The organism is Pseudoclavibacter sp. VKM Ac-2867 (assembly GCF_015351275.1).
Taxonomy (GTDB): Bacteria; Actinomycetota; Actinomycetes; order Actinomycetales; family Microbacteriaceae; genus Pseudoclavibacter.
The window spans coordinates 109,984-132,790 of record NZ_JADKSL010000002.1; the positions used below are offsets into that span (position 1 = coordinate 109,984).

A 22,807-nucleotide genomic window follows, 5' to 3' on the forward strand; every position below is an offset into this window, starting at 1 on the left:
GGTCGTTCCTGCTGCGTCTGGTTACTCCTGCTGCGGGGGAGCAGGGAGGGCGGATGGGGCAGAGGCTTCCGTCGACGCGCTCTCCCATGCGCCCCACAGGCGGGCGTACTCGCCGCGGAGGCGGAGCAGCTCGCCGTGACTGCCCTGCTCCACGATGCGTCCGCGCCGCATGACGACGATGCGGTCGGCGACACGGGCCTGCGACAGCCGATGCGCGACGACCACCGAGGTGCGCCCGCGCGTTGCGGCCGTCAGGGCCGCGTCGAGGCCCAGCGGGTCGTCGCCCCCGCCCTCAGCCGTCGCCTCGTCGAGCACGACGATGGCCGGGTCGCGCAACAGCACCCGCGCGAGCGCGAGCTGCTGCGCGGCGGCGCCATCGAGCGCGAGACCGGATGCGCCCACCCGCGTTTCGAGCCCCGCATCCAGGTCGAGCAGCCAGTCGGCCCCCACCGCGCGCACCGCCGCCTCGAGGTCCCCGGCGCTCGCCGACGGAGCCCCGAGCCGCAGGTTCTCAGCGATCGTCGCCGCGAACACGTGGAGCTCCTGCGTGACGAGCACGACATTCGCGTCCCGCTCGCGTGACGCCGCGGGCCGCCCGTGCACCGTCACGCTTCCGCTCGTCGGATCGAACGCTCCGACGATGAGCTGCGCGAGGGTGCTCTTCCCCGATCCGCTCTCGCCGACCAGCGCCACCCGTTCGCCCGGCGCGACCCGAAGGCTCACGTCAGCGAGCTGCATCCGCTGCCCGTCGTAGCTGAAATCGACCGATTCGACGACGATCGCGGGGGAGCCCGCGGCGACTCCCGTGCCATCTTCGCCTTTGTTTTCACCCGCTTCGTCTCCACCCGCTTCGTCTCCGCCTCCGCGGAGCGCCCCCGCTTCATCCCGTCCGTCGTGGTCGCGCGCGCCGACGACGCCGACGAGCCTCGCGAGGCCCACCCCGGCGAGCTGCAGCTCGTCGATGCTCGAGAGCAGCGAGCCGATGGGGCCGAACAGGGCGAGGAAGTAGAGGGCCGCCGCCGTCGCGCCGCCGATGGACACCACGCCCGCGTGCACGAGCCAGAAGCTCACGGTGAGGATCGCCGCGACACCCAGGTACTCGCCCGTGTTGAGGTGGGCGAAGAACGTCGTGCGGATGCGTGCCGCCTCGTACTGCAGGTCGATGGATCGCAGGCTGCGCGCATCCACCTCGGCGAGCTGGCGGCGTTGCCTGCGGTGGGCGCGGATCGTGTCCGCCCCGCTCACCCCCTCGATGATGACCTGCCCGCGCTCCGCCTCGGCGGCCCGCATCTCCGTGTACACGGGGCGGGAACGGCGGATGAACGAGCGCGTCGCGAGCACCTGCGCGGGAACGGCGACGAGTGCCGCGAGGCCGAGCCACGGGTTGATGGCGGCGATCCCGGCGAGCGACAGCACGATCATGAACGACGACTGCGTCACCGCTGGCAGCACGCCGGAGGCGGCTTCGGTGACCGACTCGACGTCGCCGGTCACGCGCGAGACGATGTCGGACGAGTCAGAGCTCTCGGCCTGACCGGCCCGCATGCCGAGGACGACGCTCATCGCGTCCTCGCGGAGCCCGCTCACGAGCTCCTGCACGAGCGCCACGAGGAGGCGGATGCCCGCGTAGGCGAGCAGCGCCGAGACGCACGTCACGACGAGCAGCAGGATTCCGGGCAGCACCAGCGCCTGGACACCCGCGCTGCTGGTCACGAGGTCGACGAGCCAGCCCAGGAGTCGCGGGACCAGGAGCGTCGACGAGGAGCCGCCGAGGAGCAGCAGGACCACGGCGAAGATCCGAGGACGGGATGCGCGCAGCCGGTCAGCTGTGGCGCGCGCCGTCTCGCGGCCGGACGCGATAGGTAGGAGCGTGGCTGTGGCTGTGGCTGTGGCTGCTGCGTGCGGTGCGTCGTGGCTCATCGGCGTGCCAGCTCCTCGTCGGGGCTCGTGGCTGGGGTGTCGGGGTCGGTGTCGCGCTGAGCCTGAGCCTGGGCCTGGGGCTGCGTCTCGTTCTGGGACTCGGGCCGGGGCTGCGTGTCGGGACCTGCGGCGGTGGAGGCGTTCTGGGGTTCGGGTCGTCGAGCTTCGGCCGGTCGGGCGTCGCCTGGTCGAGCGTCGCCCGTCGTGCGCGGCGAGTGCGCCTCGACGTCCACGACGCGGTCGCAGGCTGCGAGCAGCAGGGGGCTGCGGGTGATGAGCACGGTGGTCGCGGGGTGCGCGCGGAGGGACTCCGCGATGCGCGCCTCGGTTGCCGGGTCGAGCGCGGAGGCGGGCTCGTCGAGCACCAGGACCTGTGCCCCGCTCGCGAACGCGCGGGCCAGGAGGACGCGCTGACGCTGTCCGCCGGAGAGGCGCCTGCCGCGCTCGCCGAGCTGGCGGTGCCAGCCGAGCGCGGTGACCTCGGTGAGGGCGGCGCGTTCCGCGGCCGACTCGAGGTCCGGGTCGATTCCGGGGCCGACTCCAGCGCCAGCTCCGGTGTCTGCACCTGCACCTGCACCTGCAGCCGCCGCAGCCGATCCCGCTCCGGTTGCGGCGCCCGGATCTGCACCCGCTCCCGCATGGTCATCCGCATCCACGAGCAGGTTCTCGTGGAGCGTCGCCGAGAAGACCGTCGCGTCGTGGGGCGGCGCGAAGACGAGGTGTCGGTAGGCGTCCGGTCCGATGGTGTGGGCGTCCAGCCCGGCCACGGTCACCTCGCCGGCCTCGAGGGGAACTCGGTAGGCGAGCGTGGAGGCGAGCGCGCGGGCGGCTGCCGGGGTTGCCGGGCGGAGACCGACGAGCGTGCCAGGGGCCACGTCGATGTCAGTGCCGTCGGGCGCCCGCCATGTGAAGGCCGCGGGGGAATCGTGGGTGGAACGGACAGCCTTCGCCAGGCCCACGCCGCCGACGTGCGTGTCCTCGACGGGCACCGCGTGCTCCTCGCTGAGCACCGCGACGATGCGCACCGCGGATGCGCGCTTGTGCAGCCAGTTCGACGCGAACGTGCCGACGTGTGCGAGGGAGCCCTGCAGGTACTGGCCGAGGCCGACGACGGCGACGAGCTCTCCGAGCGTGATCTGCCCGAGGGTGGCAAGGGCGGCGGCTGATAATGCGAGGGCGGCGAGGAACGCGCCGGACGCGATGCCGCTCACAGCGAGGTAGCGCTGGATGCCGCGGTTGGACGCGATCGCGCCCGTTTTCGCTTCGGCACTCGCGTCGAGGTACCGGCGGGTGGCTTGCGGCTGGGCTCGGATGCCGCGAATGATGCGCAGTCCTGCGACGAGGTCGGTCGCCACGTCGCTTGCCGCGCTCGCGGACGCCTGCTCGCGAGCGCCGCGGGCCTCGATGGGCTTCGAAGCCGCGTGCATGCCGACGAGGATCAGCACGGAAGCCGCGAGGACACCGACGCCCAGAGGGACCGAGATCGCGAGCAGCGCCGCCGACGAGACGAGGATCGCGGCGGTGCTCGCGCCCTGCTGCACGACCGACCAGGAGACGCCTGCGACCCGGTAGCTGTCCGAGGTCGTGATCTGCAGCAGCTCGCCGGGACTGCGGCGGTTCGTCACGCCGTTCGGGTGCAGGACGCGGGTCAGGAGCGAGCGCCGCAGCTCGAGCTCGCCGTGTCCGTAGACGCGCACCATGAGCCTCGCCGCCCAGCGGTACGAGAAGGAGAGGACGAGGAAGTTGGCGAGGAGGATGCCCAGCCAGAGCGCGAGCTGCGCGGCGTCGTTCGTGACGATTGCCCGGTCGATGATGACGCCCACGAGGACGGGGACAAGCGCCTCCGCGGCCTCGTGCACGATGTAGCCGAGCGTCGCGAGGGTGAGCTTCCAGCTGCGCCCTGACGCGAAGAGCGCGTCCCGCATGACGGATGCGGGGGTCGGGGTTCGGGGGTTCTCACGGGACATCAGTCGATAGTAAGGTTCACCTAAGTCCCGTTAGTGATGCGTTCGGCCAACTTCTGTTGCGTTCCGGACAACCAGGAGATGCACCGTGTTCCAGGCGCTCGAGCTCAGCCCCGCACCATCGACCCTCGAGGTCCGTCCGGTCGGCATTCCCACACCCTTCCTCCTCACCACGGCCGTGCTCGACGGCCCGAACCTCGGAGATCGGGTGCCGCACGTGCATCCAGAGGGCATGATCATGTGGCCGTCGCGGGGGAGCGTTGTGGTGCTCGTCGAGGGTGCTCTGCGCACGCTCGCCGTCGGCCAGGGCATCTGGGTGCCGCCCTTCACGCCCCACACCATGGAGGTCGACGCCTCGTCGGTCGGGTGCTGCACGTACTTCACGAGCGAGGTCGCCCCCGACTGGCATGCCGTCGGCACTGTGCAGCTGGGCGCCGCGTTCCGCGAGCTGCTGCTGCACCTCGCCGAGTCGCCCATGGAGACCGATCAGCGTCTCCGCGCGCAGGCCGTCGTCATCGAGCTCCTCCCCGAGGCGACGAGCTACGTCGAGACCGTTCCCGTGCCCCGCGATGAGCGCCTCGAACCGCTCGTGCGCCGAGTCCTCAGCGACCCCGCCGACGACCGAGGCGTCGAAGCGTGGGCGTGGCAGCTGTCGCTCAGCGTGCGCACGATCGCCCGCATCTTCGCGGCAGAGGTCGGCATGACGTTCTCGCACTGGCGGACCATGGTGCGTATGGCGGCGGCAGCGCGGATGCTCGCCGACGACCTGCCCGTCGGCACCGTCGCCGGGCGCGTCGGCTACGCCACGACCAGCGCGTTCAGTGCAGCCTTCCGGCGCGCCATGGGCTCGAAGCCCAGCGATTGGCGGCCGTAGCTCGTCTCGTTCGAAGCCGGTGCAGGAGCGCGACAGATCCTGACCTCAACGCGACGCTGACCATCCATACGCTCTGAGACTGTCGAGCGAATGGAGAACCCATGGAGTCAGAGCAGTACAGCATCTCGCGGCGGTGGATGCGCACCCTCGCGATCGGAACGGCGGCGGTGATCGCCCTCGCCGGTTGCGCATCCGGTGCCGCGGAGGCGGGAACCGGTGGCGCCGTCATCGCGACCCCAGCAGAGGAGGGTGCCCTTCCGGCGACGATCGGTCACGTCTTCGGTGAGACCACCGTGCGCGACGCTCCGGAACGGGTCGTGACGATCGGCTGGGCGACGCAGGACGTGGTCGCCGCGTTCGGCACGGTTCCGGTGCTCACGCCTGATGTGTGGGGTGGAGATGAGGAGGGGTTCTCGCCCTGGTTCCGCGCGGAAGTCGAAGAACTCGGAGGTGAGTTGCCCGAGATCCTCGCCTACAACGACGCCGGTGAGCTCGACTTCGAGCAGATCCTCGCCCTCGAACCGGATCTCATCCTGGCTCCGTACTCCGGAATCATCGAGACCGAGTACAACCGCCTCAGCGAGATCGCACCAACTGTCGCCTACCCCGAGCGATCCTGGGCGGCTGAGTCGTGGCAGTCGCTGGTTGAGGTCGTGGGCGACGCTCTCGGGCAACCCGGCAAGGCCGACACGATCATCGCCGAATCGGAGCGGGTCATATCGGCAGCGGCCGATGTGAATCCGCGGTTCGCGGACCACAGTGTCGTCTACGGTGTCAGCCTCACCGACGGTGCCACTGAAGCGGGCATCTACATCCCGAGCGATCTGCGCGTGCGGTTCCTCCTGGACCTCGGCCTTCAGAACACGCCGGGCCTCGACCACGTCATGGCCGGCGTCGAGGGGGAGAACTGGTACGGCTCGGTGAGCCTCGAGGAGCTCGATGGGGTGCCGGCAGACCTGTACGTCGCGTGGACCACGAGTCCCGAGGAGACGGCGTACATGCTCGATCACCCGACGTTCAAGCTCTGGGAGCCGATCTCCGAGGGGCACTTCCTGATCCTCGAGGATGCGGCGCTCGAGAACGCCGTGCAAGCGCCGACGCCGCTCTCGATTCCGTATGCCGTGTACGGCATGGTGCCGCTCATCAACGCGGCGCTGGACGGCGAATCGGTTCCCGCGCGCAACTAGAACTAGCACTCCAGCTGGCAGCTGCGAGGCGCGACGCGTGAGCGCCGTGCGGCCCGGTCAGTCTTCGGTGTCGCGGCGCAGTGGGCCTGGCAGGAAGTGCATCTGCTCGAGTCGGCCGTACTTGACGACAAGCGCCTCGACGAGGTCGCGCTGGTCTTCGTCGTCGATGCGGATCTGCGTGTGCCCGTTGTACAGGAGCAGGTCGTGGGCGTTGGAGAAGATGAGGCGCTCCCAGCGGCTCGACCAGAGCCTGCGCCCCCGTTCGTCGAACGCGACGACGTCGTCCGCGGTGAGGGTCATCATCGCGACGCCATCGCTGCCGCGCACGATGAGGCCAACGGGGAACTCGCTCTTCTCGTAATCCTCGAAGTAGGCGTTGAAGCCCACGAGTGCCAGCGGATACACGGAGCGAAGCTCACGGGAGACCCTGGAGACCCGCAGCTGACGCGTCTCTGCTTGCTCTGCTGGCTTGGCTGGCGAACCGTCGGCCCCGGTCTCGTCCCCGCTATCGGTGTCGCCCTCGGCTGGGGCGGCGACTGGGGTGGACGGATGCTCCTCGACGGGAACGGCGACGAGCTTCCCGGGCTTGTGGCTCTCGACCCACAGCTCCCAGAGGCGCTGCTCGTTCGCCGGGAACGACCCGCTCGAGGTGACGAACGGCTGGTCCCTGCCGATGACGCGGTGCGTGTACTGCCACAGCGGGAGGCGCCTCGGGCGGGGGCGGATGCTGAGGTCGCCGAAGACGACGATCGCACCGATCGCGATGACCGCGAGCACGAAGATGGCGAGCAGCCCCCCGAACAGCTCGTCTTGATTCACCTTCGAAGAGTAGCGCGGCGAGAGGGCACCCGCGCGACGCCCGAGGTGGCAGGAATGCGATGTCGAGTGACCGCGGAGCGATACGCCGCCTCCGTAAGCTCGGTGTGTTCTGAGGTTAGCCTTACCTCTAGTGCCTGCACTTGTGTCGAATGGAGCCACCTTGACCTCGACTGTCACCCGTCGCTTGTCCACCTCGTCCCGTCCCGCCCCGCGACGCTCGACGCATCGCCGCTGGACCGGAGCGCTCGCCGCGGCTACCGTCACGGTCCTCGCGCTCGCGGGCTGCGCATCCGGTGACGCCGCAGCGGCTGACGGAGTGACGGCGACGGCAGCCGAGGAGGGTGCCCTGCCGGTCACGATGACGCACGTCTTCGGCGAGACCACGATCTCGGAAGCGCCAGAGCGGGTCGTGACGATCGGCTGGGCGACGCAGGACGTCGTCGCCGCGTTCGGCACCGTGCCGGTCGGCATTCCCGAGACGTGGGGCGGCGACGAGGAAGGCTATTCGCCCTGGTTCCGCGCGGAGGTCGAGGAGCTGGGCGGCACCATGCCGGAGATCCTCAACTACAACGACGCGAACGAGCTCGACTTCGAGCAGATCCTCACGCTCGAGCCCGACGTGATCCTGGCCCCGCACTCCGGCCTCACCGAGGTCGAGTACAACCGCCTCACCGAGATCGCCCCGACGGTCGCGTACCCCGAGAAGCCGTGGGCCTCCGAGTCCTGGCAGTCGCTCGTCGAGATCGTCGGCGACAGCCTCGGCCAGCCCGCGAAGGCCGACGAGATCATCGCCGAGACGCAGAGCCAGCTCGACACCGTCAAGGAGGAGAACCCGCGGTTCGCCGACACGACCTTCGCGTACGGGCTCACCCTCAGCGATGGGGCGACGGAGGCCGGCATCTACATCCCGAGCGACCTGCGGGTGCAGTTCCTCACCGAGCTGGGCCTGAAGAACACCCCGGCCATGGACACGGTGCTCGGCACCGTCGAGGGCGACAACTGGTACGGCGCCGTGAGCCTCGAGGAACTCGACACCATCCCCGCCGACATCTTCGTCGCCTGGTCGAACAGCCAGGAAGAGCTCGACTACACGCTCAACCACCCCACGTTCAAGCTGTGGGAGCCCATCGCCACCGGCCACTACCTGTTCCTCGAGAGCGAGCCGCTCGCCATGGCGACCAACGCGCCCACGCCCCTCTCCATCCCTTGGGCCATCGACGAGTTCGTTCCCATGCTGAACTCGGCCATCGACGGCAACGGGGTCGGAGGCGCGGAATGACCGCCCTCACCGAAGCCGGAACCGAAACCGGAACCGAATCCGAGACAGCCGCGAGCGGCTACGTCGAGCGCATCCACCGCGCCGTCGTGACGGGCGTGCGGCAGCTCGGGCCCGGGATGCTCCGGGTCACGTTCGGCGGCGACGACCTGCTCGACTACCCCACGACGGGGATCGGCGACGAGTACGTGCGCCTCTTCTTCCCCGACGAGGCGCACCTCGAGCCGCGCCTGCCGTTCGTCTCCGGCCGCGGCTGGGACTACGAGGAGGGCGTCGAGCCCTCGCAGATGCGCACGTACACGATCCGCGACCACCGGCCTGGTGAGATCGACATCGACTTCGTCGTGCACGAGGGCGGGATCGCGAGCACGTGGGTGCTCGGCGCGAAGCCCGGCTACGTGCTCGGCATCAACCCGCCGCGCGACCTGTACGCGCTGCCCGAGGGCGTCGCCAAGCAGGTACTCATCTGCGACGAGCCGGCCCTGCCTGCCGCGCTGCGCATCGCCGAGCTGACGCCGCACGTCGAGACGGAGATCGTCTGCGAGATCCGGGATGCAGGCTACGAGCTGTTCCCGTCGGTCGACCTCAAGGCGGCGCACTGGGTGCGCGGCTCCGGCAACGGCCACCGGCCGAGCCGCCTCGTCGAGGCCGTGCGCCGCCTCGACATTCCGAACGACGGCAGCGTCTACGTGTGGGTGGCCGGCGAGACGCGCGTCACGCGCGAGGTGCGCAGCCACCTCCGCCACACGCTCGGTCTCCCCGGCTCCGCGTACAAGGTCGTCGGCTACTGGACGTACGAAGTCGAGGCCTGGTCGGCGAAGTGGGAGGCACTCGACGAGTCGATCAAGCAGCAGATCATGGACCTCTACGGCGAGACCGGCGACGGCGAACCGGAGATGGATGAGGAGACCCGCATGGACGAGGTCTTCCGCATCTACGCCTCGGTCGGCCTCTAGCCGCGCCGTGGCGACGATCAGCACGGCGGGTCCGAGCGTCGGGGCGGCTCGCTCGAACCCCCGGGACCCCAGCGGGAGCGGCCTGGCGAGCAGCAACGCCAAGCGCACCCTCGCGCTTGTCGTCGCCCTCGCGGTGCTCGCCGGCACGGTCGTGCTGAGCATCTTCGTCGGCGCGCGAGCCATCTCGCCCGAGGTGGTTTGGGAGAGTCTGCTCGGCTCGCGCGCCACCGAAGAACACGTCATGGTGCTCGACCTGCGCATCCCGCGGACCCTCGTGGGGCTTGTCGTCGGGCCCGCGCTCGGGCTGTGCGGCGCCCTCATCCAGGCGTTCACCCGCAACCCGCTCGCCGACCCCGGCGTCCTCGGCGTCAATGCCGGCGCGAGCTTCGTCGTGACGCTCGCGGTCGGCCTCTTCGGCTTCACCGCTCCCGGCCAGTACGTGTGGTTCGCGCTCATCGGGGCGTTCCTCGCGACCATGCTCGTCTACGCGATGGGTTCTGTCGGCGGCGGCAAGGCGACGCCCCTGACCCTCACGCTCGCAGGCGTTGCGATCAGCGCCGTGCTCGGCGGCTTCACCTCGGCGATCGTGCTGAAGAACATCGAGGCCCTCAACGTGACACGGTTCTGGGGAGTCGGGTCCATCGGCGGACGGTCGATGGACGTGGTGCTCACGTGCCTGCCCGTCATCATCGTCGGGGTGGTGCTCGCGCTGTTCTGCGCCCGCTCCCTCAACGCGCTGTCGCTGGGTGACGAGCTCGCGGCCTCGCTCGGGGTGCGCATCCGCTCGACCCGAGTGCTCGTCGTGATCGCCGTGACGCTGCTCGCCGGCACCGCCGTCGCGATCGCCGGCCCGATCGGCTTCGTCGGCCTCATGGTGCCGCACGTCGTGCGCTGGTTCGTCGGGCCCGACCAGCGCTGGATCATCGTCATGTCGATCGTCATGTCGCCCATCCTGCTGCTGGCCGCCGACATTCTCGGCCGCATCGTGCTGCCGTCCGGAGAGCTGCGGGTCGGGCTCGTGACCGCGATCATCGGAGCACCCGTGCTCATCGGCCTCGTGCGCCGCAAGAAGGTGAGCGGACTGTGACCGCGACACGGGAGGGAACTGTCGCCGTCGCCGCCGAGGCTGCTGCCCGGGGCATCGACTTCGGCGACCGCACCTACGCCGTGCGCTTCGGCCGCTTCTCCAATCTCCACCGCCGCCGCGCGGTCGTCGTGTGCGCCGCGATCGTCGTCACCGTGCTGGCGCTCGGCATCGTCTCGCTCGGCTACGGCACGCTCGCCCTCTCGCCCTGGGAGGTACTGACGGCGCTCTTCGACGCGGATGCGTCCAGGGCGCACCGGCTCGTCGTGTTCGAGTGGCGCCTTCCGCGGTTCCTGTTCGCCGTGCTGGCCGGCCTCGCGCTCGGCGCAAGCGGCGCGATCTTCCAGTCGATCACCCGCAACCCGCTCGGATCCCCCGACATCATCGGCTTCTCGACGGGCTCCTACACGGGCGCGATCATCGTGATGCTCTGGATCGGCTCGACCTCGTACTACGCCATCGGAGCGGGGGCCCTGCTCGGCGGGGCCGTCGTCGCGGCGGCCGTCTACCTGCTTGCCTACCGGAAGGGACTTCGTCCGTTCCGGCTCATCATCGTGGGCATCGGCGCGAGCGCCATGCTCGCGTCTCTCAACGCGCTCATGATGATGCGGGTCAGCCAGGAGCAGGCGATGCTCGCCGCCGTCTGGGGCTCCGGCTCGCTGAGTGCGCTCGGCTACGCGCAGCTGCTGCCGGCGTCGCTCATCTTCGCCGCGCTGGTCGTGGGATGCGGGTTCCTCGGGCGTCCGCTCGCGGCGCTCGAGGTGGGTGACGACGCGGCCCTGTCGCTCGGCGTGCACGCGAACCGCACGCGCGCCTTCTCGACCCTCGTCGGGGTCGCGCTGACGGCGCTCGTCACGGCTGCGGCCGGACCCATCTCGTTCATCTCCCTCGCCGCCCCGCAGATCGCGCGCCGGCTCACCAAGGGTGCCAGCCTGCAGCTCTTGCCGTCGGCGCTCGTGGGCGCGCTCCTCCTCGTCTCCGCCGACCTCGTCGCGCAACTCGTCGACCTCCCCGTCGGCGTGCTCACCGTCTGCGTCGGCGGCATCTACCTCGCCTGGCTGCTCGTGCACGAGCAGACCACGAAGAAGGGACGTCAGCGATGACGATCGAAGCGGATACAGCGAGCAAGGCGGGCCCCGGGGTGGGCCTGGTCGCGGCAGAGCTCAAGGCCACCTCCGTGCACGTCGGCTACGACGAGCAGCCCATCATCGAGGGCCTCGACTTCGAGGTGCCGGCGCATTCGTTCACCGTCATCATCGGGCCGAACGCGTGCGGCAAGTCGACGCTGCTGAAGGCCCTCGCCCGGCTCCTCAAGCCCAGCGACGGCAGTGTGCTGCTCGATGGCAGCGACATCTTCACGCTCAAGACGAAGGACGTCGCGAAGCGCCTCGGCCTGCTGCCGCAGACGTCGCTCGCCCCTGAGGGCATCAGGGTCGCCGACCTCGTCGCGCGCGGCCGGTTCCCGCATCAGGGCATGTTCGACCGCTGGTCGGAGGCCGACGAGCGCGCCGTCACCGCTGCGATGGCCGCGACGCGGGTGGATGCGCTGTCGTCGCGGTTCGTTGACGAGCTGTCCGGTGGTCAGCGGCAGCGCGTGTGGGTCGCGATGGCGCTCGCGCAGGAAGCACCCGTGCTGCTGCTCGACGAGCCCACGACGTTCCTCGACATCTCCCATCAGTACGAGCTGCTCGAGCTATTCCGACGGCTCCGCGGCGAGGGGCGCACGCTGGTCGCCGTGCTGCACGACCTCAACCAGGCGGCCCGCTTCGCGACGCACCTCGTGGTCATGCGCGACGGCGAGATCGTCGCCCAGGGCAAGCCGGGCGAGGTGCTCACGGCAGAGCTCGTCGAGGACGTCTTCTCGCTGCCCTGCCGCATCATCGACGACCCCGAGACCGGCACGCCCCTCGTGATTCCCCGCGAAGGCGTGTGGACGGAGTAGCGGCAGCGGTTGGCCGAGCAGCGCGGTCGACAGAGATGATGGACTGCGCAACGAACTGACCGCACGCACGCTCGACCTGGGCTGCGCGTGCCGCCCCGAGCCGAACGGAGTCGATGATGACGGAACTGAACGCGACGAGCATCCCGTGGGGTGACGGTCACTGGACCAACGAGCCGGTTGCCGCGGAGGCGAGCGAGGATGGGCTCCGCGTCACCGCCGTGGAGGGCAGCGACGCGTGGCGCACCACGTCCTACGGGTTCATCCACGACACCGAGCACGCGCTCCTGCGGCCATTCGAGCAGGATTCGGCTATCGAGGTGGAGTTCGCCGTGGACTTCACCGAGCAGTTCGACCAGGCAGGGATCTTCCTCAGGGTCGATGACGAGACCTGGATCAAGGCCGGCATCGAGCTGAGCGACGGGCAGGAGCAGTTGGGGGCCGTGGTCACGAGGTCCGAGTCGGACTGGTCGCTGGCGCCAGTGCCCGAGTGGGGTGGCCGCCGTGTCACGGTGCGCGCGAGCCGGGACGGCAACGCCGTCACCATCCGCGCCCGGGTGGACGCCGAGCCGTGGCGCCTTGTTCGAGTGGCACCGATGGCTGCCGATGCGCTCGTGGCGGCCGGCCCATTCTGCTGCGCGCCATCGCGGGGCGGCTTGGTGGTGCACTTCACCTCGTGGCGGACGACGCCGGCGGACGCCTCGCTGCACCCGTGAGGCAACGGCCCGCTGGGGCTCCCGTCTCGGGATGCGACAGCGGGCCGTGCTTACCTGCGGACCGTGTTCTCCTGTGGCCGAGCTACCCGACCGCGTTGGGGATGATGACGAGGATCAGCCAGCAGAGCAGCGGGGCGATCGCGACGACGGCGACTGCGTTGAGCAGCAGATGCTTGTAGAAGACGCGGCGGTCGATGCCCTGCGCGTTCGCGAGCACCAGCGCGCCGTTCGTGGAGAACGGTGAGACGTCGACGACGGTGGCCGAGATGGAGAGCGCCGCGACGACTCCCACGATGGGGAGCGCGCCCATCTCGAGCAGCGGCATCGCCAGGGGGATGATCGCCGTCAGGAGCGCGGTGGAGGAGGCGAAGGCCGACGTCAGGCCGATCACGTAGCAGAGCACCAGCGCGACCACGATCGGAGCTCCGATGAGGAGGGCCATGTCGGCGAGGTGATCGATCGTGCCGAGCTCCTGAAGGATCGACACGTAGGTGATCATGCCGGAGACCAGGAGCACGGTTGACCAGCTGATACCGGCGATCGCGTCGCTCTGCTTCTTCAGATCGGTGAAGGCCAGCACGATGCCCGCCGCGATGGCGATGAAGCTGATCGGCAGGTGGAAGACCAGGACAAGGACCAGGATCACGGCGATCAGCGCGAGCGTGAGCGCCTGGACGCGGTTCGCCTTCGAAGGCCCTTCGTCGTCGATGTCGTGGGCGCCGGCGGTGGTGATGGAGCCGGTCGCCGTGTACTCGAGTGTGCGCACTCGGCTCGCGACGGCGTAGACCACGACGGTCAGGATCGACAGGAGGGTGTTGATGCCGTAGCTGGCGAAGAAGAGCGACCAGGGCTCGATGGCGAGGCCGTTTCCCTCGACGAGGTCGCGCACGATGATCCCGGAGACCGAGATCGGCGAGAACGCCCCTGCGTGGGCGCCGTTGATGGTCATGATGCCCATCACCAGCGGGCTCATGCGGCTGCGGGCTGCGAACGTCATCGCGGCGGGTGCGATCAGGGCCACGGCGGCCGGGCTGAACGTGCCGAGCGCGGTCAGGAACGATGCGACCGCGAAGAAGACCCAGGGGATGAGGGAGACGCGGCCCCGCACTGCGCGGATGCACACGTTGACTAAGAGGTCGATCGTGCCGTTCTTCTTGGCCATGCCGAAGAAGTACGTGACGCCCACGATCGTGAGCACGATCGAGCCGGGGAACGCGGACAGGATCTCCTTGTCGTCGAAGCCGAGGTAGATGGCTCCGACGGCGAAGGCTCCGACGAACCCGAGGAAGCCGATGTTGATGGGGAAGATCGTGGCGATCACGAACATCGCGATCAGTGCGATGAGAGGAAGGATTTCAGTGGACGACATTGTCACGCTTTCGGATCAGGATGGAGAATATGCCAGTAGGGGCGTGCTCACCGCACGTAGAGCTGCGAGTCGGCGAGCCGGCGGGCAGCGCGTCGCAGGAGGACGCGTGAGCCGTCTGCGGAGATCTCGACTTCGCAGCGGAGGGTGCCGCCGAGCGTGCCGATGGTGATCACCCGGACGTCGAGGGTCGAAGTGGCGGACGCAGCATTCGCCGGCTGGCCGGCTGGTCCGAGGACCGAGTCGGTGGCGGTCGTCGCGAGCGCGATGGCCACCGCGCTGGTCAGGCCGATGGTCGGATGCGGGTTGTTCATCGAGAGCATGCGGACCGAGACGTCGTAGTCGCTGGCGCTGACCGACTCCCCGAGCGACGTCACGTAGTCGACGGGCGGGCCGACGATGCCGACTTTCGGGATCGCGTCGAAGGCCTCGTCGATGGAGGGCGCGATGCCCATCGCAACGGCAGCGCGGGCGCGGATCTTGCGCAGCATGGGAACGTACTGGCGCACCTGCTCCTCGGTCGCGGCGGCCGAGACGCCGAGCGAGTCTGCCTCGACAAGCGCGACCGGGGCTCCGGCATCCGCCATCGAGACCGCCACGGTGAGTCCGTCGACGGTGAGCTCGTCGCGGTGGTTGCCTGTGGGCCAGAGGCTTCCCGTGGTCGAGCCGACCGGGTTGATGAAGGCGAGGTCGACGGCGGTGCCAGTTCCCCGGACACCGGGGACGCTCACGGTCGCCTCGTGCTCCTCCGTGTCCACCCGGGCGGTCACCTCTGCGCCCGTGTTGAGGTTGCGCATCCGCACCTCGGTGCTCGGCGCCCCGTGTGCGAGGTCGAAGGTGTCGACGGCCCAGAGCGCGACCGCAGTAGCGCAGTTCCCGCAGTTGCTGCCCCACTCGACGACGGATTCGCCGACGGCGACCTGCGCGAAGAGGTAGTCGATATCGAAGGAGGGGTCGGCGCTCCTCGAGACGATGGCGGCCTTCGAGGTGACGGAGGTGCCGCCGCCGACGCCGTCGAGCTGCCGCGGGTCCTGTGCGCCGAACGTGTCGACGAGCAGCGCGGTGAGCGCCGCTCGGTCCGCAGGGACGTCGCGGGAGTCGAAGATCCAGCACTTGCTGGTGCCGCCTCGCATGAGGGTTGCTGGGGTTTGCATCGTGGAGCCTTTCGTCTGACTCCCTCCAAGCTAGGAAGCGAAAGGCTTCACGTAAATTGAATGTTGCTACGCTAGGCTTTAGCTAAACTGAAAGGTGAGTCATGTCGGACCTCTTCGACGCCGCAACCCTGTCCCTGCTCTTGGACGTCGTGGATGCTGGCAGCATCACCTCGGGAGCCGAGCGCGCGAACATGACGGTGTCCGCCGCCTCTCAGCGCATCACCAAGCTCGAGAAGTCGATCGGCCAGCCCGTCCTCGTCCGCCTTCCCCGGGGTGTGCAGGTGACGGAGGCCGGGGCCGTGCTGGTCGAGCGCGCGAGACTCTTCCGGCGAGAGATGCGGGCCGCGAGGGGCGACCTCGAGGCGCTTCGAGGTCTCGAGCGCGGCACCGTCCGCCTCGGCTCGTTCCCCACCGTGAGCGCGTCACTGCTCTCCGACGCGCTCAAGAGCTTCCATCACTCGCAGCCGAGCATCACCGTGCAGGTGCGGTCAGCGCTTCGGCCGCGGCTCGTCGAGATGCTGCACAGCAGCGAGGTGGAGCTCGCGCTCATGTGGAGCTACGCCTGGACGGAGGCGGCCGAGCAGTCGCTGTCGCTCGTGCCGGTCGCCACGGATCGGACGGTGCTCCTGGTCGCGGCCGACTCCGAGATCGAGGACAACGTGACCGTGAGGTCGCTGCGTTCGGCCCAGTGGATCATCCGCAACGACCGGCATCCTGCCTCGGAGGTGCTGTTCCGAGCCTGCGCGGCGGCGAGGTTCGAGCCGCGAGTCGTCTACGAGGCGCACGACTACCAGGAGATCGAGGCGATGGTGGCGGCCGGTGTGGGGATCGCGATGGTGCCGGAGCTCGCGATCGCGCACCACCGGCCGGACGTGAAGATGGTCCGCTTCGCCGATCGCGACGAGGTGCCGTCCCGTTCCATCACGATCGCGTCGCTCGCGCGGCGGCAGTACACGCCCGCGATGTACGCCATCTCGCGGGCGATCCACGACGCGGCGCGGAGTATCGCGCAGCGGGGCCAGGTCCAGCGGGTGTGACCGCGGCGCGGCATGCCGAGGGGAGGTGCCACGGGGTGGCGCCGTTGGCCCTCTCCGAACAAGAGCGGCGCCACCTCGTGGTCGTCGTTCGGCGCCGCCGCGAAGAGCCGCGGCGGCACCGGCCGCGGCGGCACCGAGGTCGCTCGAGAACCGCCGGGTCTACAGGCCCTGCGCGAGGCGGTAGTAGGCCTGGTTCCAGCGCACTTCCTTGCTGAACTCGCGCAGGGTGGTGTCGGCGTCGATGCGCAGCAGCTCGGTCTTCGCGATGGTCGCGAAGTCCTCGAACACGTCGATGCCGACGGCGGTCGACATGACCGTGTGGTGGGCTGCGCCGGCCGTGAGCCAGGCGGCGGCCGACACCTCGAACGAGGGCTCCGGCTGCCACACGGCGCGGCCGACGGGCAGCTTCGGCAGGGGAGCGGTGGGCTCCACGACTTCGACGACGTTCGCGACGAGGCGGAAGCGGTCGCGCATGTCGCTGAGCGCGACGACGACTGCGGGGCCCGGGTCGGCGGTGAAGACGAGGCGCACGGGGTCGTCCTTGCCGCCGATGCCGAGCGGGTGCACCTCAAGGGTCGGCTTGGCGGTTGTGAGGGAGGGGCTCACCTCGAGCATGTGCGCGCCCAGGATGAGCTCGCTGCCCTCGGTGAGGTCGTACGTGTAGTCCTCCATGAGGCTCGCCCCGCCGGGCAGGCCGGCGCCCATGACGTTCGCGGCGCGCACGAGGATGGCCGTCTTCCAATCGCCCTCGGCGCCGAAGCCGTAGCCCTCGGCCATGAGGCGCTGCACGGCCAGCCCCGGGAGCTGCTTGAGCGCCCCGAGGTCCTCGAAGCTCGTTGTGAAGGCGCTGAAGCCGCCGGCCTCGAGGAAGGAGCGCAGGCCGAGCTCGATGGCGGCGCCGTCGCGCAGCGACTGGTGGCGTTCGGCGCCGCGCCGCAGCTCGGGGGCGACGTCGTACAGCTCCTCGTACTCGGCGACCAGCGCATCCACCGCCCCGTCGTCGACCGCGTCCACGGCGTCGGCGAGCTCGTTGACGCCCCACGTATTGACCTGCACGCCGAAGCGCAGCTCGGCCTCGGTCTTGTCTCCCTCGGTGACCGCGACGAAGCGCATGTTGTCGCCGAAGCGCGCGAGCTTCATGGTGCGCACGGCCTGCCAGGCGGCCGCGGCGCGCGACCAGCTGTCGATCTGCCGCGTCACGCTCGCGCTCGACGCGTGGCCGACAACCGTCTTGCGGGGGATGCCGAGGCGAGTCTGGATGTACCCGAACTCGCGGTCGCCGTGCGCCGCCTGGTTGAGGTTCATGAAGTCGAAGTCGATGTCGGCCCACGGCAGCTCCACGTTGGCCTGCGTGTGCAGGTGCAGGAGCGGCTTCGCGAGCGCGTCGAGGCCCTGGATCCACATCTTCGCGGGGCTGAAGGTGTGCATCCACGCGACGATGCCGATGACGTTGTCGTTCGAGTTGACCTCGAGGGCAGCGCGGCGGATGGCGTCGGAGTCGGTGAGCACCGGCTTCCAGACGATCTTCACGGGCGTGTTCGGCGACTCGTTGAGGGTCCGGACGATGGCCTGCGACTGCTCGGCGACCTGACGCAGCGTCTCCTCGCCGTAGAGGCCCTGGCTGCCGGTGAAGAACCAGATCTCGGCGGCGTCGAAGGAAGTGGTGAGTGCGCTCAACTGAGGGCTCCTGTCGGGTCTTGTCCGTAGACGTTCTGATAGCGGTCGAACAGCGAGTCGACGGCCTGCTGGGGGATGGCGTCGGGCGTGCCGAGCTGCCGGGAGATGTGCACGGTTCGGGCGACGTCCTCGACCATGACGGCCGCCTTCACGGCGTCGCGGGCGTCCTTGCCGATCGTGAACGGCCCGTGGTTCTTCATGAGCACCGCCCGCGAGCGGTGCCCGCGCAGCGTCTCGACGATGCCGCGGCCGATCGAGTCGTCGCCGATGATCGCGAACGGGCCCACGGGGATCTCCCCGCCGAACTCATCCGCCATCGCCGTAATGACGCAGGGGATCGGCTCGCCCCGCGCCGCCCACGCCACGGCGTAGTCGGAGTGCGTGTGCACGACCCCGCCCACCTCTGGCATGTTGCTGTAGACGTAGGCGTGCGCCGCGGTGTCGCTCGAGGGGGAGCGATCGGAGCCGGGAGTGCCGGGTACGACCTCGCCGTCGAGGGTGCAGAGGATCATGTTGTCGGCACTCAGATCGTCGTAGCTGACACCGGACGGCTTGATGACGAACAGCTCCGTGCCCGGCACGCGGCCGGAGATGTTGCCGCCCGTCCAGACGACGAGCCCGTAGCGGACGAGCTCGTCGTGCAGCGAGGCGACCTCGGCGCGGACCTTGTCGATGCTCGCCTGAGTTTCAGGCGTGATGATCTGCGTCTGGATGCTCACGCGTTGACCTCCTCGCGGGTTGCCGGGGCTGGGGCACCGGATGCACTGGCGAGCGCCGCGCGGCGGCGTTGTTTGAGGCGCTTCATGACCTGGTTCGCGCCCCGCCCGAAATGGTCGTGGAGTTCGTCGTACTCGGCGTACAGCTCGTCGTACGCGGCAGCCGCCTCGGGATTCGGGACGTACCTGGCGCGGGTCACGCGCCCCATGGCGGCGGCCGCGGCGCGCGCATCCGGGTACGCGCCTGCGGCGATCGCCGCGTGGATGGCGGATCCGAGCGCCGGCCCCTGCGCGCTGTCGATCGTGGAGATCGGCAGACCGAGGATGTCGCTGTAGGTCTGCATGAGGAACGCGTTCTTGAGCAGTCCGCCGGCCGCGATGAACTCCGTCACGGGAACCCCGGAGGCGTTGAACGTCTCGACGATCTTGCGCGTGCCGAAGGCCGTCGACTCGAGCAGGGCGCGGTAGACGTCCTCCGCCTTCGTCGCGAGTGTCGCACCGACCAGCAGGCCGGAGAGCTCGTGGTCGACGAGCACGGAGCGGTTGCCGCTGTGCCAGTCGAGCGCGATGAGGCCGTGCGCGCCGACGGGCTGCGCTGCCGCGAGGTTCGTGAGGTGCTCGTGCACGGAGATGCCAAGTTCGGCCGCGGCGCGCTCGTAGCGGGCGGGCACCTGGTTCTCGACGTACCAGGCGAAGATGTCGCCGACGCCAGACTGGCCGGCCTCGTAGCCATAGAGGCCCGCGACGATGCCGCCGTCCACGACCCCGCACATCCCCGGCACCTCGGCGAGGGTGTCCGAGCTCATGACGTGGCAGGTGGAGGTGCCCATGATGGCGACCATCTGGCCCGGCTCGGTCGCGGCCGCTGCCGGGGCGGTGACGTGCGCGTCGACGTTGCCGACCGCGACTGCGATGCCCTCTGGCAGTCCCGTCCACGCCGCGGCTTCCGCCGAGAGCGTGCCGGCGGCGTCGCCGAGCTGGCCGATCTCGTGGGCCAGCTTGGCCTCCGCGAAGTCGGCGAATTCGGGGTTGAGAGCGGCGAGGAACTCGCGGCTGGGGTACTCGCCGTCCTGCAGGATGCCCTTGTAGCCGGCGGTGCAGGCGTTGCGGATGTAGGTGCCCGTGAGCTGCCAGACGATCCAGTCGGCCGCCTCGACCCAGTGGTCCATCGCGGCGTACACCTCGGGGTCCTCCTCGAGGAGCTGGAGGCCCTTCGCGAACTCCCATTCGCTCGAGATGAGGCCGCCGTACCGGGGCAGCCACTTCTCGCCCCTGAGCTCGGCGAGGTCGTTGATGCGGTCGGCGTGCGGCTGCGCTGCGTGGTGCTTCCAGAGCTTCACGTAGGCGTGGGGGCGCGTCTCGAAGCCGGCGACCTCGTTGAGCGGCGTGCCGTCGGCGAGCGTCGGCACCATGGTGCAGGCCGTGAAGTCGGTGCCGATGCCGATGACATCCGCTGCGTCGATGCCGGCGTCGGCGATGGCAGCCGGCACGGCGGCTTTGAGGACGTCGACGTAGTCACTCGGCACCTGCAGCGCCCACTCGGGCGGGAGCTGCTCACCCGTTGCCGGGAGCCGCTCGTCGACCACGGCGTGCGGGTACGGCAGCTCGCCGACGCCGAGCTCGGCGCCGTCACGGACTCGGACGACGACCGCCCGGCCGGACAGGGTGCCGTAGTCGACGCCGATGACGTAGCGATCCGCGGTGTCTGCGCTCGGACGATCGGCGTCCTGCATGCGCGATTCCGAGTTCGTCGAATGACTCATCCTGGCGGTCTCCTTTGGCTCGACCGGATGTAATGTGATCGATCACACCATGTAGAGGCCGTGAGCGCAAGCCCAGAGTTGTGGACGCGGCCCGGCTAGCTCTCGAGGGTCATCCGACGAGTCGAGGCGCGGCTGATCAGCTTCGGCAGCACGTTCGGGATGCCCTCGTCGCCGTCGAGGAGTCGCGCGACGCACTGGGCCCCAGCAGCGGCGAAATGCTGCCGAACGGTGGTCAGCGGCGGCCAGAAGTGCGCGGCCTCCGGGATGTCGTCGAAGCCCACGACGCTCAGGTCGTCCGGGACGGAGACTCCGGCATCGTGCGCCGCGTGGAGCACGCCGAGGGCGGTCTGATCGTTCGCGCAGAACACGGCCGTCGCCTTCGATTCGAAGATCTGAGCCGCGGCCAGATAGCCGGCGCCGGGGGACCAGTCCCTGGCGTCGATGTGTCGCGGAACCAGGCCTCGTGACTCCATCTCGAGGCGGAAGCCCCGGAGGCGGGAGGTTGCGTCGATCCAATCGCTGGGGCCGGCGAGGTGCACCACGTCGATGTGCCCCAGGTCGAGGAGGTGGGCCGTCGCAACGCGCGCTCCCTGGAGTTGATCCTGAGCCAGGTCGGCCCCTCCCTCGGTGGCCCATGCTTGCAGCGTCACGAACGGGATGCCCGAATTCATGGAGCTCAGGGCCTCGAGGAGGGGGGTCTGCGGAGCGACCGCGACGATGCCCTCGACGTTGAGGCTCGCCAGATTCCCGAGGGCCTCTTCGATCGACGCGACATCGAAGCCGTCCGTCTGCTCGACGATCGTCGTGTATCCCCGTGCCCGTGCGGCCTCCGTGATGGCGATGATGCTCGACGACGGGCCGTACTCGCCGCTCGCGGTCGAGAGCACCCCGAGAGTTCGGCTGCGCTTCGAGGAAAGTGCCCTCGCGGCGAGGTTCGGCCGGTAGTTCAGCTCGCCCATCGCATCCAGCACCTTCTGCCGAGTGGACGGGCGCACGCTCGAATGGTCGTTGAGGACCCTCGAGACGGTCTGGTGGGACACCCCGGCTGCACGCGCGACGTCGAACACGCTCGCAGCCCGCTTGGGCTTCATCGCATCCACAGGTCCGTTCGTCATTCCGCAATTATGCCCACAGCCAGCGAGTGCCGGTGTCCGAATAACGATTAAGATTGCCGGTTGCGCTCCCCGTATGTGATCGATAACATTTCGGCAGATGCGAGGAAGCATCCCACGGCGCAGCGTCACGACGGCCCAGGCACGAGTGAACTGCTCTCAACGAGGAGAGACAAGCGTGAACAAGTCAACGATCAAGACCATCGCCGGGATCGCGATGGCAGGAGCACTCACTCTGAGCATGGCAGCCTGCTCCGGAGGTTCAGGAGACGCGGCTGCCGGCAGCGACGGGGAACTCATCACCGTCGGCTTCGTCGCCGTCGGACCAGAAGGCGGCTGGCGCACCGCGAACGAGCAGAACATCCAGGACTCGTTCTCCACCGAGAACGGCTTCGAGCTGAAATATGCACCCGCGACCAACGGGGACCAGAACTCGCAGATCACAGCCTTCACCTCGTTCATCGACGAGGGCGTCGACGCCATCCTGCTCTCCGCCACGGAAGCCACCGGCTGGGAGAGCGTCCTCGAACGGGCACAGGAGGCCGAGATCCCCGTCATCCTCCTGGACCGCGGCATCGAGCCGAACGACGAAGCCCTCTACACGAGCCACATCGCCCCCGACAACGTGGGGATCAGCTCAGCAGCAGCCGAGTGGGCGAACGGGCAGTTCGCAGACGGAGGCAACTACGTCGTGCTCGAAGGTCCCCCCGGGCTCTCCGTCGTCAACGACCGCAACAAGGGGTGGGACGAGAGCATCGACCCGAAGCTGACGAAGCTCGAGAGCCAGTCGGCGAACTGGTCGACGGAAGAGGCCAAGAGCGTCTTCGAGACGATCCTCAAGTCGAACAGCAACGACGTGCAGCTCGTCTTCGCACAGAACGACGAGATGGGACTCGGCGCAGCCCTCGCCGTCGAAGAAGCAGGACTCAAGCCAGGCACCGACGTGAAGATCATCACGATCGACGGCACCAAGGCCGCCCTCGAAGCGCTCGCAGCTGGTCGCCTGTCCTTCGTCGCCGAATACAACCCGCTGTTCGGTGACGTCGCCGTCGACGTCGTGAAGTCCGCGGTCGCCGGCGAGAGCGTCGAGAAGAACATCGTCGTCGAGAGCGTGACCTTCGACTCGCCGGAGGCCGCGACCACCGCCCTCCCCGACCGCAAGTACTGACAGCGCTCGTGCCCCGGCGCGCCGCCGCTCTCTCGGCGGCGCACCGGGCGCGCCCACCCCACACACTCGACGCCGGCCA

General features: G+C 69.3%; 19 protein-coding genes. 10 read left to right on the forward strand and 9 right to left on the reverse strand.

What is annotated here, in order from left to right; translation table 11 throughout:
- Positions 1 to 21: 21 nt before the first annotated feature.
- Together ITJ67_RS03520 and ITJ67_RS03525 are read right to left on the reverse strand one after the other, a co-directional pair.
- Entirely contained in the window at positions 22 to 1,920 is a 1,899-nt protein-coding gene (locus tag ITJ67_RS03520; RefSeq protein WP_194676759.1) for an ABC transporter ATP-binding protein, read from the reverse strand.
- On the reverse strand, positions 1,917 to 3,887 hold the full coding sequence (locus ITJ67_RS03525) for an ABC transporter transmembrane domain-containing protein (protein ID WP_194676760.1): 1,971 nt from the start codon (positions 3,885 to 3,887) through the stop codon (positions 1,917 to 1,919). Before ITJ67_RS03525 ends, ITJ67_RS03520 begins: the two co-directional genes overlap by 4 nt.
- 85 nt (positions 3,888 to 3,972) lie before the next feature.
- Between ITJ67_RS03525 and ITJ67_RS20150 the strand changes: the two genes are divergently transcribed.
- The gene (locus ITJ67_RS20150; RefSeq protein WP_194676761.1) at positions 3,973 to 4,758 is read left to right on the forward strand and encodes a helix-turn-helix domain-containing protein; all 786 of its coding nucleotides are present in this window, start codon (positions 3,973 to 3,975) and stop codon (positions 4,756 to 4,758) included.
- Between the two features lie 101 nt (positions 4,759 to 4,859).
- The gene (locus tag ITJ67_RS03535; RefSeq protein WP_194676762.1) at positions 4,860 to 5,945 is read left to right on the forward strand and encodes an ABC transporter substrate-binding protein; all 1,086 of its coding nucleotides are present in this window, start codon (positions 4,860 to 4,862) and stop codon (positions 5,943 to 5,945) included.
- Positions 5,946 to 6,002: 57 nt separating this feature from the next.
- Here the strand turns inward: ITJ67_RS03535 and ITJ67_RS03540 are convergent, their stop codons facing one another.
- Complete coding sequence (locus tag ITJ67_RS03540; protein ID WP_194676763.1) at positions 6,003 to 6,764, reverse strand: hypothetical protein; 762 nt, start codon at positions 6,762 to 6,764, stop codon at positions 6,003 to 6,005.
- A gap of 160 nt (positions 6,765 to 6,924) precedes the next feature.
- On the opposite strand from ITJ67_RS03540, the gene ITJ67_RS03545 reads away from it, so the two are divergent.
- From ITJ67_RS03545 to ITJ67_RS03570, 6 genes are all read left to right on the forward strand, one after another.
- Positions 6,925 to 8,043: an ABC transporter substrate-binding protein gene (locus ITJ67_RS03545; RefSeq protein WP_228502273.1), complete on the forward strand. Its 1,119-nt coding sequence runs from the start codon at positions 6,925 to 6,927 to the stop codon at positions 8,041 to 8,043.
- Positions 8,040 to 8,996 carry a siderophore-interacting protein gene (locus ITJ67_RS03550; protein ID WP_194676764.1) on the forward strand — a complete coding sequence of 319 codons (957 nt, stop codon included), beginning with the start codon at positions 8,040 to 8,042 and terminating at the stop codon, positions 8,994 to 8,996. The genes ITJ67_RS03545 and ITJ67_RS03550 overlap by 4 nt, the downstream gene beginning before the upstream one ends.
- Positions 8,997 to 9,003: 7 nt before the next feature.
- On the forward strand, positions 9,004 to 10,083 hold the full coding sequence (locus tag ITJ67_RS03555; protein WP_323741374.1) for a FecCD family ABC transporter permease: 1,080 nt from the start codon (positions 9,004 to 9,006) through the stop codon (positions 10,081 to 10,083).
- Positions 10,080 to 11,183, forward strand: coding sequence for a FecCD family ABC transporter permease (locus tag ITJ67_RS03560; protein WP_323741375.1), 1,104 nt, complete (start codon positions 10,080 to 10,082; stop codon positions 11,181 to 11,183). The genes ITJ67_RS03555 and ITJ67_RS03560 overlap by 4 nt, the downstream gene beginning before the upstream one ends.
- Positions 11,180 to 12,022 carry an ABC transporter ATP-binding protein gene (locus ITJ67_RS03565; protein WP_194676766.1) on the forward strand — a complete coding sequence of 281 codons (843 nt, stop codon included), beginning with the start codon at positions 11,180 to 11,182 and terminating at the stop codon, positions 12,020 to 12,022. The genes ITJ67_RS03560 and ITJ67_RS03565 overlap by 4 nt, the downstream gene beginning before the upstream one ends.
- Before the next feature lie 116 nt (positions 12,023 to 12,138).
- Positions 12,139 to 12,735, forward strand: a complete 597-nt coding sequence (locus ITJ67_RS03570; protein WP_194676767.1) for a DUF1349 domain-containing protein — start codon at positions 12,139 to 12,141, stop codon at positions 12,733 to 12,735.
- A gap of 82 nt (positions 12,736 to 12,817) precedes the next feature.
- Here the strand turns inward: ITJ67_RS03570 and ITJ67_RS03575 are convergent, their stop codons facing one another.
- Positions 12,818 to 14,104, reverse strand: coding sequence for an SLC13 family permease (locus tag ITJ67_RS03575; RefSeq protein ID WP_194676768.1), 1,287 nt, complete (start codon positions 14,102 to 14,104; stop codon positions 12,818 to 12,820).
- A gap of 47 nt (positions 14,105 to 14,151) precedes the next feature.
- On the reverse strand, positions 14,152 to 15,255 hold the full coding sequence (locus tag ITJ67_RS03580; RefSeq protein ID WP_194676769.1) for a PrpF domain-containing protein: 1,104 nt from the start codon (positions 15,253 to 15,255) through the stop codon (positions 14,152 to 14,154).
- 101 nt (positions 15,256 to 15,356) lie between these two features.
- Between ITJ67_RS03580 and ITJ67_RS03585 the strand changes: the two genes are divergently transcribed.
- Entirely contained in the window at positions 15,357 to 16,292 is a 936-nt protein-coding gene (locus tag ITJ67_RS03585; protein ID WP_194676770.1) for a LysR family transcriptional regulator, read from the forward strand.
- 159 nt (positions 16,293 to 16,451) lie between these two features.
- On the opposite strand, the gene araA is transcribed toward ITJ67_RS03585, so the two are convergent.
- The 4 genes from araA to ITJ67_RS03605 form a co-directional block, all read right to left on the reverse strand.
- The gene (araA, locus tag ITJ67_RS03590) at positions 16,452 to 17,969 is read right to left on the reverse strand and encodes an L-arabinose isomerase (RefSeq protein ID WP_194676771.1); all 1,518 of its coding nucleotides are present in this window, start codon (positions 17,967 to 17,969) and stop codon (positions 16,452 to 16,454) included.
- Complete coding sequence (locus ITJ67_RS03595; protein WP_416362298.1) at positions 17,966 to 18,688, reverse strand: L-ribulose-5-phosphate 4-epimerase; 723 nt, start codon at positions 18,686 to 18,688, stop codon at positions 17,966 to 17,968. The genes araA and ITJ67_RS03595 overlap by 4 nt, the downstream gene beginning before the upstream one ends.
- Positions 18,685 to 20,418, reverse strand: a complete 1,734-nt coding sequence (gene araB, locus ITJ67_RS03600) for a ribulokinase (protein WP_194676877.1) — start codon at positions 20,416 to 20,418, stop codon at positions 18,685 to 18,687. The genes ITJ67_RS03595 and araB overlap by 4 nt, the downstream gene beginning before the upstream one ends.
- Before the next feature lie 125 nt (positions 20,419 to 20,543).
- Positions 20,544 to 21,563, reverse strand: a complete 1,020-nt coding sequence (locus tag ITJ67_RS03605) for a LacI family DNA-binding transcriptional regulator (RefSeq protein WP_228502274.1) — start codon at positions 21,561 to 21,563, stop codon at positions 20,544 to 20,546.
- Between the two features lie 175 nt (positions 21,564 to 21,738).
- Here ITJ67_RS03605 and ITJ67_RS03610 point away from each other — a divergent pair, with 175 nt between their 5' ends.
- Positions 21,739 to 22,728: an ABC transporter substrate-binding protein gene (locus ITJ67_RS03610; protein ID WP_323741376.1), complete on the forward strand. Its 990-nt coding sequence runs from the start codon at positions 21,739 to 21,741 to the stop codon at positions 22,726 to 22,728.
- Positions 22,729 to 22,807: the final 79 nt, after the last annotated feature.

Excerpts from the sequence above, each read along its gene's own strand:
- ITJ67_RS03520 (WP_194676759.1), bottom strand. The coding sequence starts at position 1,920 with ATGAGCCACGACGCACCGCACGCAGCAGCCACAGCCACAGCCACAGCC.
- ITJ67_RS03525 (WP_194676760.1), bottom strand. The coding sequence starts at position 3,887 with ATGTCCCGTGAGAACCCCCGAACCCCGACCCCCGCATCCGTCATGCGG.
- ITJ67_RS03535 (WP_194676762.1), top strand. The coding sequence starts at position 4,860 with ATGGAGTCAGAGCAGTACAGCATCTCGCGGCGGTGGATGCGCACCCTC.
- ITJ67_RS03550 (WP_194676764.1), top strand. The coding sequence starts at position 8,040 with ATGACCGCCCTCACCGAAGCCGGAACCGAAACCGGAACCGAATCCGAG.
- ITJ67_RS03565 (WP_194676766.1), top strand. The coding sequence starts at position 11,180 with ATGACGATCGAAGCGGATACAGCGAGCAAGGCGGGCCCCGGGGTGGGC.
- ITJ67_RS03570 (WP_194676767.1), top strand. The coding sequence starts at position 12,139 with ATGACGGAACTGAACGCGACGAGCATCCCGTGGGGTGACGGTCACTGG.
- ITJ67_RS03575 (WP_194676768.1), bottom strand. The coding sequence starts at position 14,104 with ATGTCGTCCACTGAAATCCTTCCTCTCATCGCACTGATCGCGATGTTC.
- ITJ67_RS03580 (WP_194676769.1), bottom strand. The coding sequence starts at position 15,255 with ATGCAAACCCCAGCAACCCTCATGCGAGGCGGCACCAGCAAGTGCTGG.
- ITJ67_RS03585 (WP_194676770.1), top strand. The coding sequence starts at position 15,357 with ATGTCGGACCTCTTCGACGCCGCAACCCTGTCCCTGCTCTTGGACGTC.
- araB (WP_194676877.1), bottom strand. The coding sequence starts at position 20,418 with ATGCAGGACGCCGATCGTCCGAGCGCAGACACCGCGGATCGCTACGTC.
- ITJ67_RS03605 (WP_228502274.1), bottom strand. The coding sequence starts at position 21,563 with ATGACGAACGGACCTGTGGATGCGATGAAGCCCAAGCGGGCTGCGAGC.